Below are 15949 nucleotides of genomic sequence, written 5' to 3'. Positions count from 1 at the left end.
AAAACTACAGTGAAATTTCAACTAAGAAATTGGATTTTAATAAATTATGACCGCTTCGGACCTAATATATCTTGATTATAATGCTACGGCGCCAATCCGCACTGAGGTGATTGAACTAATGTCTGACGTAATGAAAGAGGGCGGGAATCCGTCCTCCGTTCATGCACTTGGCAGAACAGCTAAATCAAGATTAGAGACGGCAAGATCGCAAATAGCAGAGGTTTTAAATTGTCGTGCACAAATGATTATTTTTACTTCTGGTGGCACTGAAGCCAATAATATGGCGATTTTAAATTCGAAAAGATCCAGATTAATTACCACAAATGCAGAACATGACTCGGTAAATTTATCAAAAGATAGTTTTGAAGGTAAAGTTGATATGCTTTCTATTAATAGTGATGGTCTGATTAATTTAGAGGACCTTAAAGAGCTTTTATTGAATGATGGCGATCAAAGAATTGTATCTATTTTGCTCGCTAATAATGAAACTGGTGTAATCCAAGATATCGAAAGTATATCCAAAATCACAAAGGATGCAGGCGCGCTTCTACACGTTGATGCAATTCAGGCATTTGGTAAAATACCACTTGATTTTCAATCTCTTGATGTTGATATGATGAGTATCTCATCCCATAAAATTGGTGGACCGCAAGGAGTTGGGGCTTTGATTGCTCTTGAAAAATTGCCTGTAAGATCCTCTATAATTGGCGGTGGTCAAGAGGTTGGTCGGCGTGGCGGTACAGAAAATATAGCTGGAATTGCTGGATTTGGATTAGCGGCATCAATGATTTCGAGGTCATTAGAAAAAATGAAAGAATTGGAAGAATGGCGTAATTATGTAGAACAAGAAATTCTAATTAAAGCGAGTGGTTCAATGTGCCTAGGACATAATTCAAAAAGGCTGCCTAATGTTTCGACAATTTATATGCCAAATGTTAGAAGCGAAACGCAGGTAATGAATTTTGATCTTGATAAAATATGTGTAAGTTCGGGATCAGCATGTTCATCGGGAAAAGTCAAAGCGTCACATGTCATAATGGCAATGACAAACGATGATGAGATTGCAAGCTCAACCGTACGAATGAGCATGGGGTGGAACACGAAACGTGAAGATATTGATGCTTTCATTAGTAGCTGGTTAAAAATGTGGGGTAGAAAGAATAACCGATGAGTGAATTAAAGTTACCCATCTATCTGGATTATCAGGCAACGACCCCAATTGATCCGCGTGTGCTTGATAAAATGATGCCATTTTTAACCAATGAATTTGGAAACCCGCATTCCGTAGAACATAACTTTGGATGGAAAGCCGAGGCGGCAATTGATGTTGCACGCGCACAAATTGCGAATGTTATTGGTTCAATAAGCGAAGAAGTAATTTTCACATCTGGTGCTACCGAAAGTAATAATATCGCTATTAAAGGGGCGGCTTTTGCCAAGTTCCCGAATAAAAACCACGTTATTACCGCAAAGACTGAACATGAATGTGTGCTTGCCTCAACGAGGTCATTAGAGAAACTTGGGTTTACTGTAACATATCTAAATGTGGATCATGATGGTTTAATCGACCTAGATAAATTAAAAAATAGTATCACTGAAAAAACATCGCTTGTGTCGATTATGGCAGTTAATAATGAAATTGGGGTTCTTCAAAATATTAAAACCATTGGTGAAATTTGTAAATCCACTGATATTTTGTTTCACACGGATGCGGCTCAAGCATTTGGAAAAATTCCTCTTAATGTAAATGATATGAATATCGATTTAATGAGCATCTCGGGCCATAAAATTTATGGGCCAAAAGGGATTGGTGCGCTTTTCGTTCGAAATGGCGTTAAAGTAATACCGATAATGGATGGCGGCGGTCAAGAAAATGGTTTGCGATCAGGCACATTATCGCCTGCTCTTTGTGTCGGCTTAGGCGAGGCATCGAAAATAGCATTAAATGATATGACATCTGATCTTAAACATGTTTCTAAACTATCGAAATCGCTCTTAGATATCTTGAGACATAAATTAAATAATGTTCGTTTGAATGGTTCTGAAACGGACCGTTATTTTGGTAATTTAAATTTAACTTTTATTGGCGTTAAGAGTGATTTATTTATCGCTGACCTTAAGAATATCGCTGTATCTAGCGGCTCTGCATGCTCATCGGCTAAACATAAACCGTCTTATGTTTTAAATGAATTAGGGCTTTCAAAACGTGATATATCGTCATCTATTCGAATTGGAATAGGTCGAATGACCACGGAAGAAGAGATTGATTTTGCGGCCAAATACATCATTAAATGTGTGCATAACCGTCAACCTAAATAACAAAATTTAATCAGGGATTTTCTATGGATAATAATTTTCTTAAAGCATCAGAACTTTGTAAAAATTGTGGTTTATGTTGCAGTGGTGCTTTATTTGGCAATGCACCTTTATTAGAAGGCGAAGAAGAAAAAGCAATTGAGCTTGGCATTAAACCTGTTGTTGATGAAGGGGAAGGGGCATTCAATTTACCTTGCCCGCATCTTAAGGGGACGGCCTGCTCCATTTATCCTGATAGACTCCATGTATGTGGCGATTATCATTGTTTGTTATCCTCAAGCGTGCTTGAAGGTGAAACGGACTTTGATGAAGCAGTTTTAGACGTTGAAAGCGCAAAAGAACAGGCAGAATGGCTTATCGATAACGCCGCTTATGCAAATTTGGAAGGTGAGGACGAATATAAATTAAGTGATTATCAGGCGCATTTTAAAGCAGAATACGAAAAAGATCAGTTTAATCTTCGGTATTATCAAAATTACTTCCTCTATAAATTGCAGGTGCAGGTGGAACAAGGCAAACCAGTCTCAAAAGAAGATTTACACTATGCAGAAAAGACACGGGATTATATTGAATTGATCCATGAATCATTTCGTGAAACATCAATGTTAAAAGACTATTCAGACTTTATTGAAAGTGTTAGGGGGTAGTTTTTCAATATATTACTTTAAAAATTTAAGTAGTATTTCCGAAAATTCTTTTGGTTTTTCAGAATGAAGCCAATGACCACAGTCATCAATAGTTTCAATACTTGCATTGGGAAAAAATTCAAGTGTTTCAGGAACATATTCATCCGCAACATACTCCGAATTTGCTCCGCGAATAAAAAGAGTTTCTCCATCATATGAAATTCCATCGGGAGCCGCTTGAATATTTTTATATTCCCCAATTAATGCCGGGAGGTTAATGCGCCATTTGAAACCATTACCATCATCCGTACGCAACAAATTTGTTAAGAGAAAAAGCCTAACACCCGGTTCTTCAACATAATGTTTTAAAATTTGTTCAGCCTCACCGCGGCTTTCAACATTCGCAACAGGAATAGCCAATAGTCCTTCGAAAATTGTTTCATGATGATGAGGGTATTCAACAGGTGCAATATCGCCGATCACTAATTTATCAACGCGTTCTGGATGATTTAATGCCAGTTGCATTGCGGTTTTCCCGCCCATTGAATGGCCTAAAATATGCGCTTTTTTGATGCCTTGATTATCCATAAATTCAATAACATCTTCAGCCATAAGTGAATATGTTATTTCATCAGAATGTGGTGAATTACCATGATTTCTAAGATCGATACAAAATACGATAAAGTCGTTAGCATATATTTTTGCTAGCCCTCGAAAATTTGCCGCAGAACCATATAATCCATGGATTATAATAAGCGGTTTTTTATTGGCATCTTCACCGTATTGATCAAAATTTATTTTCATAGAGCACTATTTAAATATGATCTTTAAAATTACAAGGTTTAGATAAATAAAAAGCCGGCTCCCAATAAGGGAGCCGGCATAATAAACAGGGTTGAAGGGGGAGTAGGGAAATTACTGTTAATAGTAAAACGCCCCTATTTATATTCAGTTCATACCCTCTCGGTCAATAACGGGAGCAAGGTTGCTATAGGAATTAACATGTCTTGCACTTTTAGGTAGAACTGAATAACAAACTCTATAAAGTCGATTGCGATGAAGTGTATGCTATTTGCGATAAAGTGATTATTTTAACTATTTTGGTATTGTAATTGTTACTTTTGTTCCCTTTGAAACTTCACTTTCAAGTATTAATGCCCCATCGATTAAGTTAAGAAGTTCGTTTACAATGGCTAACCCTAAACCTGTGCCTTCTTCGTTTAAATCATAGCCTTCTTGAACTTGTTCAAATGGGTGAAGGACTTTATCAAGACGCGATGACGGAATGCCTATACCATCGTCAATAATTTCTATATTGATACTATTGCCTTTTAGGTAAGCTCTACAATATACATTTCCATTATTTTCGGTGAACTTAATAGCATTAGATAATAAGTTGATTAAAATACGCTTTAATACATGGATGTCGCTCTTTACTTTTAAGTCAGCATTTTCAAATTCACATTGATATTTGAGTGAGATATTTTTTTGATCAGCAAGTGGCATCATCATATTAATGGTTTCATTAATGCTATTGTTAAGCACAAACTCAGTGATGTTAAGCCGCCATTTTCCGGCTTCTATTTTTGATAGATCTAAAATATCATTGATTACTGTTAATAGGTGTTCGCCGCTGCTTCTAATATCATTTAAATAGTCCTTTTGTTTTGGCTCTTTTATCTCACCTGCAATTCCAGCTAACATGGCATCAGAGAAACCAATAATCGCGTTCAATGGTATTCTAAGTTCATGGGACATATTTGCTAAGAATTTTGACTTGGCAATGTTTGCTGCATCTGCTTCGGCTTCGGCTTTCTTTCTTTGATTAACTTCTCTACGTAAACTGTAATTCCAAATTAAAATTAATGATAAGATAATGAAACAAATGATCATTGCACGGATAAGAAGTGTTGAATTTTCAAAAGATTCAAAATTTCTCCCGAGCCATTTGCGCGTAATTTCTGTTTTTTCACGGGCAGTTACTGATTGCATCGCTTTTTGTATAGCGCTTGCCAGTAAGGGCAAGTCTTTTCTTACAGCCATTTTATTTGAACCACGGTAAGGGGTGCCACCAACAGCAACAATCTGTGTTAATCCTTTTTCGATACTAAAATGCGCTGCTAAAGCAATGCTTCCCACATATGCATCTGCCTGTCCTATAGCGACGACTTCAAGCGCCTCTGCTACTGAAGCTGATAATCGTAAAATAATCTTAGGATGGTTATCTGCTATAGTTTTGGTAATTGAATAGCCTTTGACCATAGATACGGTTTTTCCATTTAACGCATCTAAGTTTCCATAGATTTCTTCACCTTGTCTACCAAAAATCATATATGACACGTCCAAGAAGGGATCGGTAAATATCAAATATTCTTCCCGATCAGGCGTTGCATTAGCAGTAGATACCATATGCGCCTTTTTTGATTGTATTTGATTGAGGGACTCTGTCCAATTTTTACTTCCTGACCATTCAAATTTTACATTTAAACGTTGTTCAAATAATTCCAAATAAGAGCCGGCTAAGCCGCTTATATTTTCATTATCATCAATAAATTCTAGTGGTGTATTATTAGGGTCGGTCGCGACTTTAATAACTTTGTTCTCATTTAGCCACTCAAGTTCAGCCTCGGTTAGACCAATATCATATTCTAATTCATCTACAGTTAGAGCAGCAGCCGTGGTTTGCCATTTTTCCGCAAGCGCTGAAAACTCTTTTGGTGTAATGGCGTCCATTCCTTTTTCAAGAATTATTCTAAGGATTGGCCAATCATTTCTAACGGCTAGGCGTATATTATCTGTATTATCTTCGCTAAGAAAGAAGCTGTCGCCAACGACAGTGACACCGGATAAGAAGTTTTGGTTTAATATGAAATTTGAAACGGGATAAATGTCAGCGAATACATCAATCTTTCCAATTGAAATATCCTTTAAAGCATCAATAGTGGAATTATATTCGTAGATATCCAGTTCTGGATAGTCATTTTTATAAATCTCATATGATAAATCACCAAGGGTGGCACCAATTTTTAAATCTTTTAAATCTTCAATTGTTTCTATTCTTGGTTGACCTTTTCTTCCAAAAAAGACCATTGGCATATCAAGATAGGGGCGAGTGAATTCTAAGTATTCGGCGCGCTCAGGTGTATAAATAATGCTTTGTGCAATGTCGATTTCTTTGTTTTTAAGTTTTTCAAGAATTTGGCTCCACGTAAAACCGCTTTTATATTCAATTTTGATGCCAACTTTTTTAGCAACTAAATTTAAATAATCGACAGAAAAGCCACGTGCTTCCCCGAATTGATTGAAATCTAATGGGGCCCAACCAACTTCATTAGTTGATGTTATCACTGGGTGATCTTCAATCCACTTTAATTCTTCTTGTGTAAAATTAATGTTGGATTGTGCGTGAATGTCACAAATTCCAAGAATAATGAAACAGAATAAATATGCCTTTTTTATTATGAATTTAATCACAATTTATATCCAACTACGTGTCAATTTTAAAACAATTTAACACGAATTGGTTAAAGAAACTTAACCGGCTAAATTTTTAACTATTATTTTAATGCTTCAGTAATACTAGCGGACATCTTTTCTGTGATAATTTTTACGCCTTCTGGATTTGGATGTATGCGATCATTTTGGTTTAGTTCAATAAAACCTGCGACACCATCAAGAAAAAAAGGATAAAGTGCAACGTCGTATTTTTTAGCCATATCACCATATATGCTATTGAACTTATTACAATAAATTGGGCCCAGGTTGGGTGGTGCCATCATTCCGGCTATTAGGGTAGGGATGTTTTTATCTTTTAAAATAGCGACCATTTTGTCCATGTTTTGTCTTGTGATTTCTGGTTGTATCCCGCGTAGTGCGTCATTACCGCCAAGAGCTAAAATAACCAAATCAACATTTTGTGCACTAGAAAGTACCCATTCCAGTCTTGAAAGGCCTCCCGAGGTTGTATCGCCCGATACGCCTGCATTGGTCACTTTAACGTTTATGCCCTTATCAATTAATGTGCGTTCAAGTTGATCGGTAAACCCTTCGCCGGGGCCAAGCCCATATCCTGCGGTTAAGCTATCGCCAAAAGCAAGAATATGTTTCGTTTCTTGCGCATGTAATGGCTGCATTGTGACGTATAATGATCCGAAGATCGAAATAATCGTAAAAATAAGACGTTTAATCGCAATATGGTTGAATAACTCAATAGGAGTGATAAAAACATTATTGTATAACTTTATTAATTTAGACACTTATAAAAAACCTTATCGTTTAACGAGTATATTTAAAATATGACCGACACTAAAATTCTTGAACTAAAGAATATTCATCTCAGGCTTAAAAGCAATGATTTTGAAGTTAAAATCTTAAATGGTATAGATCTAAAAGTTGACGAAGGTAAGGCAGTCGCCATTTTAGGGGCTTCTGGATCAGGAAAATCAAGCATGATGTCGGTCATGAATGGCTTGGAACGGCAAACAGAGGGCAGTGTCATGGTCGCGGGTCATGTGCTTGATAAAATGAATGAAGATGAGCTTGCCATGTTCCGTCGTGACAATATTGGCATTATTCTGCAAGCATTTCACCTTATTCCGACAATGACGGCAATTGAAAATGTGGCTGTGCCGCTTGAGCTTGCTGGTGTATCGGGCGCTGAAGAAAAAGCGAAAAAAATGCTTATTGATGTTGGTCTTGAGCACCGCATGGACCATTTCCCGACACAGCTATCGGGGGGTGAGCAGCAACGTGTAGCGATTGCAAGGGCAATGGCACCTCAACCGAAAATTTTATTTGCCGACGAGCCAACGGGAAATCTCGACGGGAAAACAGGGCACAATATTATTGAACTTATTTTTGATCTTAAAGAAAAGAATGACGCAACATTAATCTTGATTACACATGATCAGGAGCTCGCAGAGAAATGTGATGAGATTCTTCATATTCAAGATGGCTTAATTACAAACAATGTTGATGTTCATGAAAATGAAGGAAAGAAGGTTGCCGAATAATGGTTGCTACTCGTTTTGCTCTTCGTGAAATAAGATTTGCTTTTAAGCAATTTAGAATATTCATCGCGTGTCTATTTTTAGGCACGGCTATCATCGCGGCCGTCGGGTCCGTTACAACAAATATTGCAGAAAGCCTCTCCCGAGATGCACGTATTTTCTTAGGCGGTGACGTAGAAATTGAAACAAATCAGCGCCTATTGACCGATGAAGAAATGGCATATGTTGTTGATACGGCTGAAGAAATATCAATGGTCAGTGAACTTCGTGCGATGGCGCACACAGAAGATTTTACCGAGAGTAGTTTAATTGAAGTTAAAGCAGTTGATGATTTATATCCGCTTTTTGGTGTTCTGGAAACAAATAGTAACCTACCAAGAGAAGAACTTCTCGCCTTTAAAGACGGGCATTGGGGTGCCGTCCCACTTGAAGCAATTGCAACAAGACTTGGTGTTGATATTGGTGACAAGATAAATATCGGTAGTCTTGTCTATGAAGTACGCGGAGTGACTGCAAAAGAACCAGATAGTTCAAATGCGGGTTTTCAATTAGCACCAAGCATTCTTGTTTCTTCTAATAGCATGGAAGATACTGGTTTAATTACTTTTGGGAGCCTGGTTGAATATAATTATCGCCTTAGGTTGGCTGACGGGACAGATGCAAAACTTTATGAGGAAACGATTGAAGAAGCATTTCCTGATTCCGATTGGCGCGTGAGAAATAAAAGCAGTGGCGGCGGAAGTGCACAAAGGTTTATCGACCGTATGGGGCAATTTATGACATTGGTTGGCTTAACAGCGCTTCTAGTTGGTGGAGTTGGTGTTAGTAATGCGGTTCATGGATATTTAAATTCGAAAACCAATACGATCGCAACATTTAAAATATTGGGCGCACAATCTGAAACTATTTTCCAAATTTATTTACAACAAATTCTAATCATGGCAGCGATATCAATCGTGCTTGGGTTATTCGTCGGGGGGGCGTTGCCCTTTTTATTCGCGGATTTCTTAGAAAGCAAAATGCCGATCGAAATTTCACGTGAATTTTATTTTGCCCCACTTGCTGTAGCCGCCTTTTATAGCATTCTAATCAGTCTGATATTTACACTTTGGCCATTGGCAAAGGCAAAGAATATCTCTGCCCGCCAACTGTTCCGCATTGCCATTTCTGAGCCCGGTGAAAATAACATTCCGAAAAATTATTTGATCACGATTGTGATAATGATCGTCATGATGCTTGCGATGGTATTTTATACGGCAGAATACAGTGAATTAACCGCGTATTTTATCGGTGGAATGCTTGCGTCGTTTGCGCTTCTTTTTGGAACAGGGATATTGGTCCGTAAAGGGGTTTCCTATTTACCGCGCCGCTACAGTCCCGCCTTAAGAATTGCACTCTCAAACATCACAAGACCGGGTAACTCAACATTATCGATCATATTGTCCCTAGGGCTCGGATTGATACTTCTAACCGCTATTGCATTGGTTGAATTTGGTTTGGATAGTGAAATTGAAAGACGTGTTGAAACAGATGCACCAAGTTACTTTTTCCTTGATATTCAAAAAGCAGATCATGACAGTTTTAAAGAACATATGTTATCGCAAGAGGGCGCAAACCTTTATAGAACCGTCCCTAATTTAAGAGGGCGTATTAGTCATGTTAAAGGGGTGCCTTCTGATGAAGTGGAAATCAGCCCCGAAATGCGATGGGTCCTTAGAGGGGACCGTGGGATGACCTTCACGGATGAAGTTCCAGAAGATAATAAATTGGTTGAAGGTGATTGGTGGCCAATCGGTTATGACGGTGAGCCACAAGTTTCATTAAGTCAGGATGTATATGAAGCACTCGGACTGGTGTTAGGTGATAAAATCACGATTAATGTTTTAGGACGTAGCTTTGAAGTCGCAGTTAGGTCAGTAAGATCCGTCGATTGGGGCACATTTGGTATTAATTATGCCATGATGTTTGATCCAAATATGTTAAGTGATGCACCTTATACTTATGTGGGTACGCTTAAATCTACACCTGAACGAGAGGCGGCGAATTATCAAGCGATTACACGAAACTACCCAAATGTTACAACAGTTCGCCTTAAAGAAGTCCTTGAAAATGTACAAGTTCTATTACTGCAAATTAAAGGCGCAATTGACGTTATGGCGTCGATTACGATTGTAGCGGGCATTTTGGTATTAAGCGGCGCCATTGCGGCTGGTCATAAAGGACGCGTTTATGATAGCGCCGTCTTAAAGGTCATCGGGGCAACACGGATGGATATCTTAAAGGCTTATATATTTGAATTTATTATCTTGGGTGTTGCCACAGGTTTTGTCGCGATCTTGCTTGGTACTGTTGCCGCATATGGGATTGTCGTCGGCATTATGGAACTTGAATGGACATTCTCATTACAAATTCCACTGATTACTGTTTTTGCAGCAATTGTAATGACCATGTCGATCGGAATGTTCAGCATTTGGAAAGCAATGTCAGTAAGACCGGCTCAAGTCCTTCGTGGTATATAAATAACTTCTTTTAATAACTTAAGGGCTGCTATTATTGTTGCTTCGCGAACTGCGGATCTGCCAATATCACCAAAATTAGCTTCTTGATGGGTTGGAATGCTGCCTTTCTTTTGCGCAGCAATATGAACGAGGCCAACAGGTTTATCAATACTGCCGCCTCCGGGCCCGGCAATACCAGTAACAGAAACGGCAATTGAAGCATTAGACTGATTAAGGGCACCATCGACCATTTCCAAAGCGGTTTCTTTACTAACGGCACCAAATTTTTCTAGTGTTTGAGAATTCACAAGAATGGTTTCATGCTTTGCTTGATTGGAATAAGTAACGAAGCCACGATCAACAACGTCGGATGATCCCGCAATATCCGTTAACGCACCAATTATTAAGCCACCAGTACAGGATTCAGCAGTCGCAATTTGATAACTATTTTTGCGCGCTAATTCTAATACTTCGGTAGCAAGTTTAACAATTTCAGCTGAGAACATAGAAATTCACAGCGTAAAGCACAGCTGCCCCCAAAATGCCTGCAACGACATCATCCATCATAACGCCGAACGCATCATGTCGTTTATCAAAATGTGATACGGGCCACGGTTTCATAATATCAAATATTCTAAACGCGAGAAGTGCAAGAATATATTGTCCTATATGATTGTTATCAATAATGAACAGACAAACGAGCCATTGCCCCACCACTTCATCTACGACGACCTCGCCAGGGTCGGTTTTTCCAGTTTCATTCATATATTCACGTGATGCCCATAATCCAAGCACAAATACTATTAAGGTCGCATTGGCAAGGCCGAATTTTCCAGCATGTTCAATAAGTAACCACGCAAAGGGAAGGGCAGCGATGCTCCCCATAGTGCCTGGGGCGAATGGGACAAGCCCGCTATAAAACCATGTTGAAATCATAAGTGAAGGATGAAAGAAGGATTTATTCCAATTTTTAAGGGCCATATTTAACAACTTTCCATTTTGGCATAAGGGTTATCCCCGCCAGCAGATGACAGAAAGCCAAATTCAATGAGCTTATAGAGTATGTCTTCGTCCACATCTGCAAGCTTGTTGATGTTGAGACATGCTTTCCCTCCTTTATGCTTACCCAGTTTTGTCATAAGGGGGTGATGTTTGTAACCGTAAAATAGATAAAAGGATAAATAGCTTTTTCGGGGAGAGAAGCCAACTTGGAAAATATCACCTTCATGGCCACTTTTGTATTTATAATGATAATTTCCAAAACCAATCATTGCATCTCCCCACATTTTAGGTAGCAAGCCTGTTATGTCTTTCATCATTTCTAGAATTCTGAAGCTATCGGCTTTTTTTCCTTCGTGTTCAATAGAGTTTAGAAAATCATCGACGCTTTCATTCGTTTCTTTTGTTTTATTTTCCGCCATTATTTACTCCGGTAGTCTGACGGTTGCAACTGCTTGAGCCATTATGCCTTCACCTTTTCCTGTAAAACCCAGTTTCTCAGTTGTGGTTGCTTTGACGCTAACGCGGGCGATATCTAAATCAATTATTTCAGAAATTTTATCACGAATTTTTTCACGGTGTGGTCCGATCTTCGGCGTTTCGCAAATAATCGTCAAATCAACATGCGCAATTACGCCAACTTGCTGATAAATAAGGTCTGCGGCATGTTTTAAAAAAATATCAGAACTTGCGCCTTTCCATTTTTTATCGCTTGGTGGGAAATGGTCACCGATATCTCCTAAAGCCATTGATCCCAATAGTGCATCTGTAAGAGCATGTAGTGCAACATCAGCATCAGAATGTCCTTTTAAGCTATGCGTATGAGGAATTTTTACACCACCAAGAATGACATGATCTCCTTTATCAAAGGCGTGAACATCAACCCCATATCCTGTGCGAATATCTGTATAAGTCTTTGCTGTCATCATTTCCGCTTTCTTTAGGTCTTCTGATGTTGTGATTTTAAAGTTATTTTCTGACCCTTCAATAATTCTGACCTTTAGTCCGCTTTTTTCTGCGATTGAACTATCGTCTGTCATATTTTCATTTTCAAAACGGCGGTGTGCCATGAATATTGCTTTATATCGAAATGTTTGCGGTGTTTGAGCACGATATAAATAATTGCGATCCAAAGTACTGTCGATTTTATCCGTCCCCATGTACTTTATGGTATCAGTTACTTTTAAAGCGGGAATTACAGCGCCAGAAACCTCAACCACGTCAATTAAATCATCTATTATTTTATGATCTAGAAAGGGTCGTGCTGCATCATGAATAAATACATATTCCGGCATTTTATCGCTAATGGCTTCAAGTCCGTTTAATACGGATTGTTGCCTTGTCTCACCACCAAATATGGGGGCAGGCAAGTCAAGGCCATTTAATGCCTGATCATATAAATTTTTATCATCAGGATGAATGATAACTTGAATAAGATCAATGTTAGGATGATTTAAGAAAACCTCGACTGTACGTCTTAAAATTGGCACCCCTCCCACTTCAAGGTATTGCTTTGGTATTTCTCCACCCACGCGCTGTCCACGACCAGCGGCGACGATTATGGCTGCGTTTCTAATAGTCATCTGCAAAAGCTATCATTTTTATATAAAAATGTCGTCAAGATTTTGATTCTTTTTCGCCTTTGACGTGACTTATGTTTTCGGTTATAGTGCCGTCGATATTGACTAAAATTTAGACATTTTTAAAGGCTGCTTAATTTTTAATCATGACTTATTTGTTGAAACCAATAAATATTGGTCCTATCACAATTGAGGACCCTGTTCTGTTATGCCCAATGGCGGGTGTAACGGATTTACCATTTAGACGCCTCGTGAAAAGATTTGGTGCAGGACTTGTAACATCTGAAATGATCGCTAGTCAGGCTATGATCCGTGATCATCATCGCACACATAAGATGGCCGCAGCTGAAAGTGACGAATACCTAATGTCTGTTCAGCTTGCTGGTTGTGATCCTGATATGATGGCCCAAGCCGCAAAAATGAACGAAGATAAGGGTGCCCCAATCATTGATATTAACATGGGATGTCCTGCCAAGAAGATCGTCAATGGATATGCGGGTTCTGCCTTGATGCAAGATTTGGACATTGCTGGAAAGATAATTGAGGCAACTGTTAATGCGGTTTCAATTCCTGTCACCTTAAAAATGAGAACGGGTTGGGATATTACCAACAGAAATGCACCAGAGCTTGCAAAAATTGCTGAGGACCTAGGCATTAAAATGGTTGTGGTTCATGGACGTACTCGAAATCAAATGTATAAAGGATCGGCTGATTGGCGATTCATACGTGAAGTCAAGGACGCCGTTAATATCCCCGTTATTGCTAATGGTGATATTGTTTCATGTGAAGACGCAAAAGAAGCTCTAAAGCAATCAGGGGCGGACGGCGTTATGATTGGAAGAGGGAATTATGGTAAGCCGTGGTTCATTTCGCAAGTAATTCATTATCTTAAAACCGGTGAAAAATTACCGGATCCTGAATTATATGTCATCAAGGATATCATGGTTGAACATTATCTTTCCATGTTAAAGCACTATGGTGAAGGTGCTGGTAAGAAAATAGCGAGGAAGCATATCAGTTGGTATACTAAGGGCTTAAGAGATAGCGCAGAGTTTCGCCAAAAAGTAAATAAACTCTCAGAAACGCAAGAAGTGCTTGATACAATTGAAGCCTTTTTTGAACCATTATTGAGTGAGCAAGCTGCTTAAAATGGCAAAAGAAAAGCTATATATTGCTGAAGAAAGCTCAAAAAATACTGCAGATAAGATTTTAAATAGTTTGTCAGAGGCAATATTATCGGTCGATAGTCAACAAAAAATAATTTTCGCTAACGCAGCTGCGGAGCAATTGCTTGGCAGTAGTTATGTGATTTTATCACGCAAAAAATTGACTGATATTGTGCCGCAAGATAGTCCAATTGTATCGCTCGTTGAGCAATCTATAAGTAAAAACGCGGTCGTATCAGAATATGACATTAATATTGGAAACCCTATAATAGGAAATACAAAAATTGATGTTCATGTATCGCCATTGATTGAAACAGATGATATTGAGGAAAATGGTGCCGTCATACAGTTTCAGCAAAGAACGATCGCGCAAAAAATCAACCAACAAAAACATCACCGCAATGCTGCGCGTTCGGTTTCCGGTATGGCTGCGATGCTTGCACATGAAATTAAAAACCCATTGTCCGGCATAAAAGGGTCTGCGCAAATACTTTCTCAAGACATCAGCAAAGATGATGTTGCGTTAACCGATCTGATTATTGATGAAGTTGACAGGATTTGTAAGCTTGTTGATCGCATGGAAGTGTTTACTGATCATAGGCAGATAGAACGTGAAGAAATAAATATTCACAGTGTCTTAGAACATGTTAAAAAATTGGCGGAAAATGGTTTTGGTAAACATGTCAAATTTGTTGAATTATATGATCCTTCCTTACCAAATACACTTGGGGATCACGGTTCTTTAATTCAGGTATTTTTAAATTTACTAAAAAATGCTGCTGAAGCCGTCACAGAAAATGATGGTCAAATAACAATTACAACAGCATATAGGTTAGGTATGCGAGTAGCCTCTGCAAATGGGGAAGAATTTTTAAATTTACCATTAGAGATTACGATTATTGATAATGGTGGTGGTATCGATGATACAATTAAAGAGGATATTTTTGGTCCGTTCGTCACAACGAAAAGCGGTGGGTCAGGGCTAGGATTAGCATTAGTTGCTAAAATAATTTCTGACCATGGGGGGGTGATCGAATGTGAAAGTGACGAAGGTAAAACAATCTTTCGTGTATTACTGCCATCGGCTTTAAAGGGAAATCATGACAAATAAAACAATTCTTATTGCTGATGATGATAAAGCCATACGTACTGTGTTGGCTCGCGCGTTAGGTCGTGAAGGATATGATGTGCGGCTTTCGAGTAATGCTGCAACACTATGGCGCTGGGTTTCAAATGGCGAAGGGGATATTGTCATATCAGATGTTATGATGCCAGATGATAACGGACTTGATATGTTGGTGCGTATAAAGAAAATAAGGCCCGAATTACCAGTTATTATTATGAGTGCGCAAAATACCCTTATGACAGCCGTTAAAGCAGCAGAAAGCGGTGCGTATGAATATTTGCCTAAGCCATTTGATCTAGAGGAATTGTTTCTTGCGATAAAAAATGGACTTAGTCCGAAGAATAAATTGGATAAAGCGGTATCTATTAAAAATGAAGAAGATATTCCATTAATTGGACGTTCGCCTGCGATGCAAAATGTATATCGCATCATGGCCCGGCTAATGAATACGGATTTAACCGTCATGATAACCGGTGAAACTGGCACGGGTAAAGAATTGGTGGCAAAAGCCCTACATGATTTTGGCCAACGTCGAAATGCGCCTTTTGTGGCGATAAATATGGCAGCCATACCAAAAGAACTTATTGAAAGCGAACTATTTGGCCATGAGAAAGGCTCTTTTACTGGAG

15 protein-coding genes are annotated in these 15949 nt (G+C 38.7%); 8 read left to right on the top strand and 7 right to left on the bottom strand.

Going from position 1 to position 15949, the window contains the following annotated elements; all coding sequences use genetic code 11:
* Window positions 1-46: 46 nt before the first annotated feature.
* The 3 genes from ACTF6W_RS08225 to ACTF6W_RS08215 are packed head-to-tail and all read left to right on the top strand — an operon-like array spanning window position 47 to window position 2963.
* Entirely contained in the window at window positions 47-1171 is a 1125-nt protein-coding gene (locus tag ACTF6W_RS08225; RefSeq protein WP_438994061.1) for a cysteine desulfurase family protein, read from the top strand.
* A complete protein-coding gene (locus ACTF6W_RS08220) occupies window positions 1168-2319 on the top strand; it encodes a cysteine desulfurase family protein (RefSeq protein WP_438994060.1) in 1152 nt (383 codons plus the stop codon). The genes ACTF6W_RS08225 and ACTF6W_RS08220 overlap by 4 nt, the downstream gene beginning before the upstream one ends.
* A 23-nt stretch (window positions 2320-2342) precedes the next feature.
* The gene (locus ACTF6W_RS08215) at window positions 2343-2963 is read left to right on the top strand and encodes a YkgJ family cysteine cluster protein (protein ID WP_438994059.1); all 621 of its coding nucleotides are present in this window, start codon (window positions 2343-2345) and stop codon (window positions 2961-2963) included.
* Window positions 2964-2975: 12 nt separating this feature from the next.
* On the opposite strand, the gene ACTF6W_RS08210 is transcribed toward ACTF6W_RS08215, so the two are convergent.
* The 3 genes from ACTF6W_RS08210 to ACTF6W_RS08200 all read right to left on the bottom strand — a co-directional run bounded on the left by ACTF6W_RS08210 (window position 2976) and on the right by ACTF6W_RS08200 (window position 7198).
* Window positions 2976-3746, bottom strand: a complete 771-nt coding sequence (locus ACTF6W_RS08210; RefSeq protein WP_438994058.1) for an alpha/beta fold hydrolase — start codon at window positions 3744-3746, stop codon at window positions 2976-2978.
* A gap of 291 nt (window positions 3747-4037) precedes the next feature.
* Window positions 4038-6416 carry a transporter substrate-binding domain-containing protein gene (locus ACTF6W_RS08205; protein WP_438994057.1) on the bottom strand — a complete coding sequence of 793 codons (2379 nt, stop codon included), beginning with the start codon at window positions 6414-6416 and terminating at the stop codon, window positions 4038-4040.
* An 83-nt stretch (window positions 6417-6499) separates the two neighbouring features.
* On the bottom strand, window positions 6500-7198 hold the full coding sequence (locus tag ACTF6W_RS08200; protein WP_438994056.1) for an arylesterase: 699 nt from the start codon (window positions 7196-7198) through the stop codon (window positions 6500-6502).
* A 39-nt stretch (window positions 7199-7237) separates the two neighbouring features.
* Between ACTF6W_RS08200 and ACTF6W_RS08195 the strand changes: the two genes are divergently transcribed.
* On the top strand, window positions 7238-7954 hold the full coding sequence (locus tag ACTF6W_RS08195; protein ID WP_438994055.1) for an ABC transporter ATP-binding protein: 717 nt from the start codon (window positions 7238-7240) through the stop codon (window positions 7952-7954).
* Window positions 7954-10470 carry an ABC transporter permease gene (locus ACTF6W_RS08190; protein ID WP_438994054.1) on the top strand — a complete coding sequence of 839 codons (2517 nt, stop codon included), beginning with the start codon at window positions 7954-7956 and terminating at the stop codon, window positions 10468-10470. Before ACTF6W_RS08195 ends, ACTF6W_RS08190 begins: the two co-directional genes overlap by 1 nt.
* On the opposite strand, the gene ACTF6W_RS08185 is transcribed toward ACTF6W_RS08190, so the two are convergent.
* Genes ACTF6W_RS08185 through ACTF6W_RS08170 form a run of 4 tightly spaced genes read right to left on the bottom strand, consistent with a single transcriptional unit; the run spans window position 10449 to window position 13037 of the window.
* Window positions 10449-10955: a CinA family protein gene (locus tag ACTF6W_RS08185; RefSeq protein WP_438994053.1), complete on the bottom strand. Its 507-nt coding sequence runs from the start codon at window positions 10953-10955 to the stop codon at window positions 10449-10451. The genes ACTF6W_RS08190 and ACTF6W_RS08185 overlap by 22 nt on opposite strands.
* Window positions 10942-11430, bottom strand: a complete 489-nt coding sequence (locus ACTF6W_RS08180) for a phosphatidylglycerophosphatase A family protein (protein ID WP_438994052.1) — start codon at window positions 11428-11430, stop codon at window positions 10942-10944. Before ACTF6W_RS08180 ends, ACTF6W_RS08185 begins: the two co-directional genes overlap by 14 nt.
* Before the next feature lie 2 nt (window positions 11431-11432).
* Window positions 11433-11870: a DUF1801 domain-containing protein gene (locus ACTF6W_RS08175; protein WP_438994051.1), complete on the bottom strand. Its 438-nt coding sequence runs from the start codon at window positions 11868-11870 to the stop codon at window positions 11433-11435.
* A 3-nt stretch (window positions 11871-11873) separates the two neighbouring features.
* Window positions 11874-13037, bottom strand: a complete 1164-nt coding sequence (locus ACTF6W_RS08170) for a bifunctional 2-C-methyl-D-erythritol 4-phosphate cytidylyltransferase/2-C-methyl-D-erythritol 2,4-cyclodiphosphate synthase (protein ID WP_438994050.1) — start codon at window positions 13035-13037, stop codon at window positions 11874-11876.
* A gap of 137 nt (window positions 13038-13174) precedes the next feature.
* Here ACTF6W_RS08170 and dusB point away from each other — a divergent pair, with 137 nt between their 5' ends.
* From dusB to ACTF6W_RS08155, 3 genes are all read left to right on the top strand, one after another.
* Entirely contained in the window at window positions 13175-14176 is a 1002-nt protein-coding gene (dusB, locus tag ACTF6W_RS08165) for a tRNA dihydrouridine synthase DusB (RefSeq protein ID WP_438994049.1), read from the top strand.
* A 1-nt stretch (window position 14177) separates the two neighbouring features.
* Entirely contained in the window at window positions 14178-15305 is a 1128-nt protein-coding gene (locus ACTF6W_RS08160; protein ID WP_438994048.1) for a two-component system sensor histidine kinase NtrB, read from the top strand.
* On the top strand, window positions 15295-15949 hold a 655-nt coding region (locus tag ACTF6W_RS08155), incomplete at its 3' end, for a sigma 54-interacting transcriptional regulator (protein WP_438994047.1). The genes ACTF6W_RS08160 and ACTF6W_RS08155, both read left to right, overlap by 11 nt.

It is taken from the genome of Pseudemcibacter sp. (genome assembly GCF_965661635.1).
Classification (GTDB): Bacteria; Pseudomonadota; Alphaproteobacteria; order Sphingomonadales; family Emcibacteraceae; genus Pseudemcibacter.
Note: the sequence above shows the minus strand (reverse complement) of the source record. Positions and strands in the feature narration are given on the sequence as shown.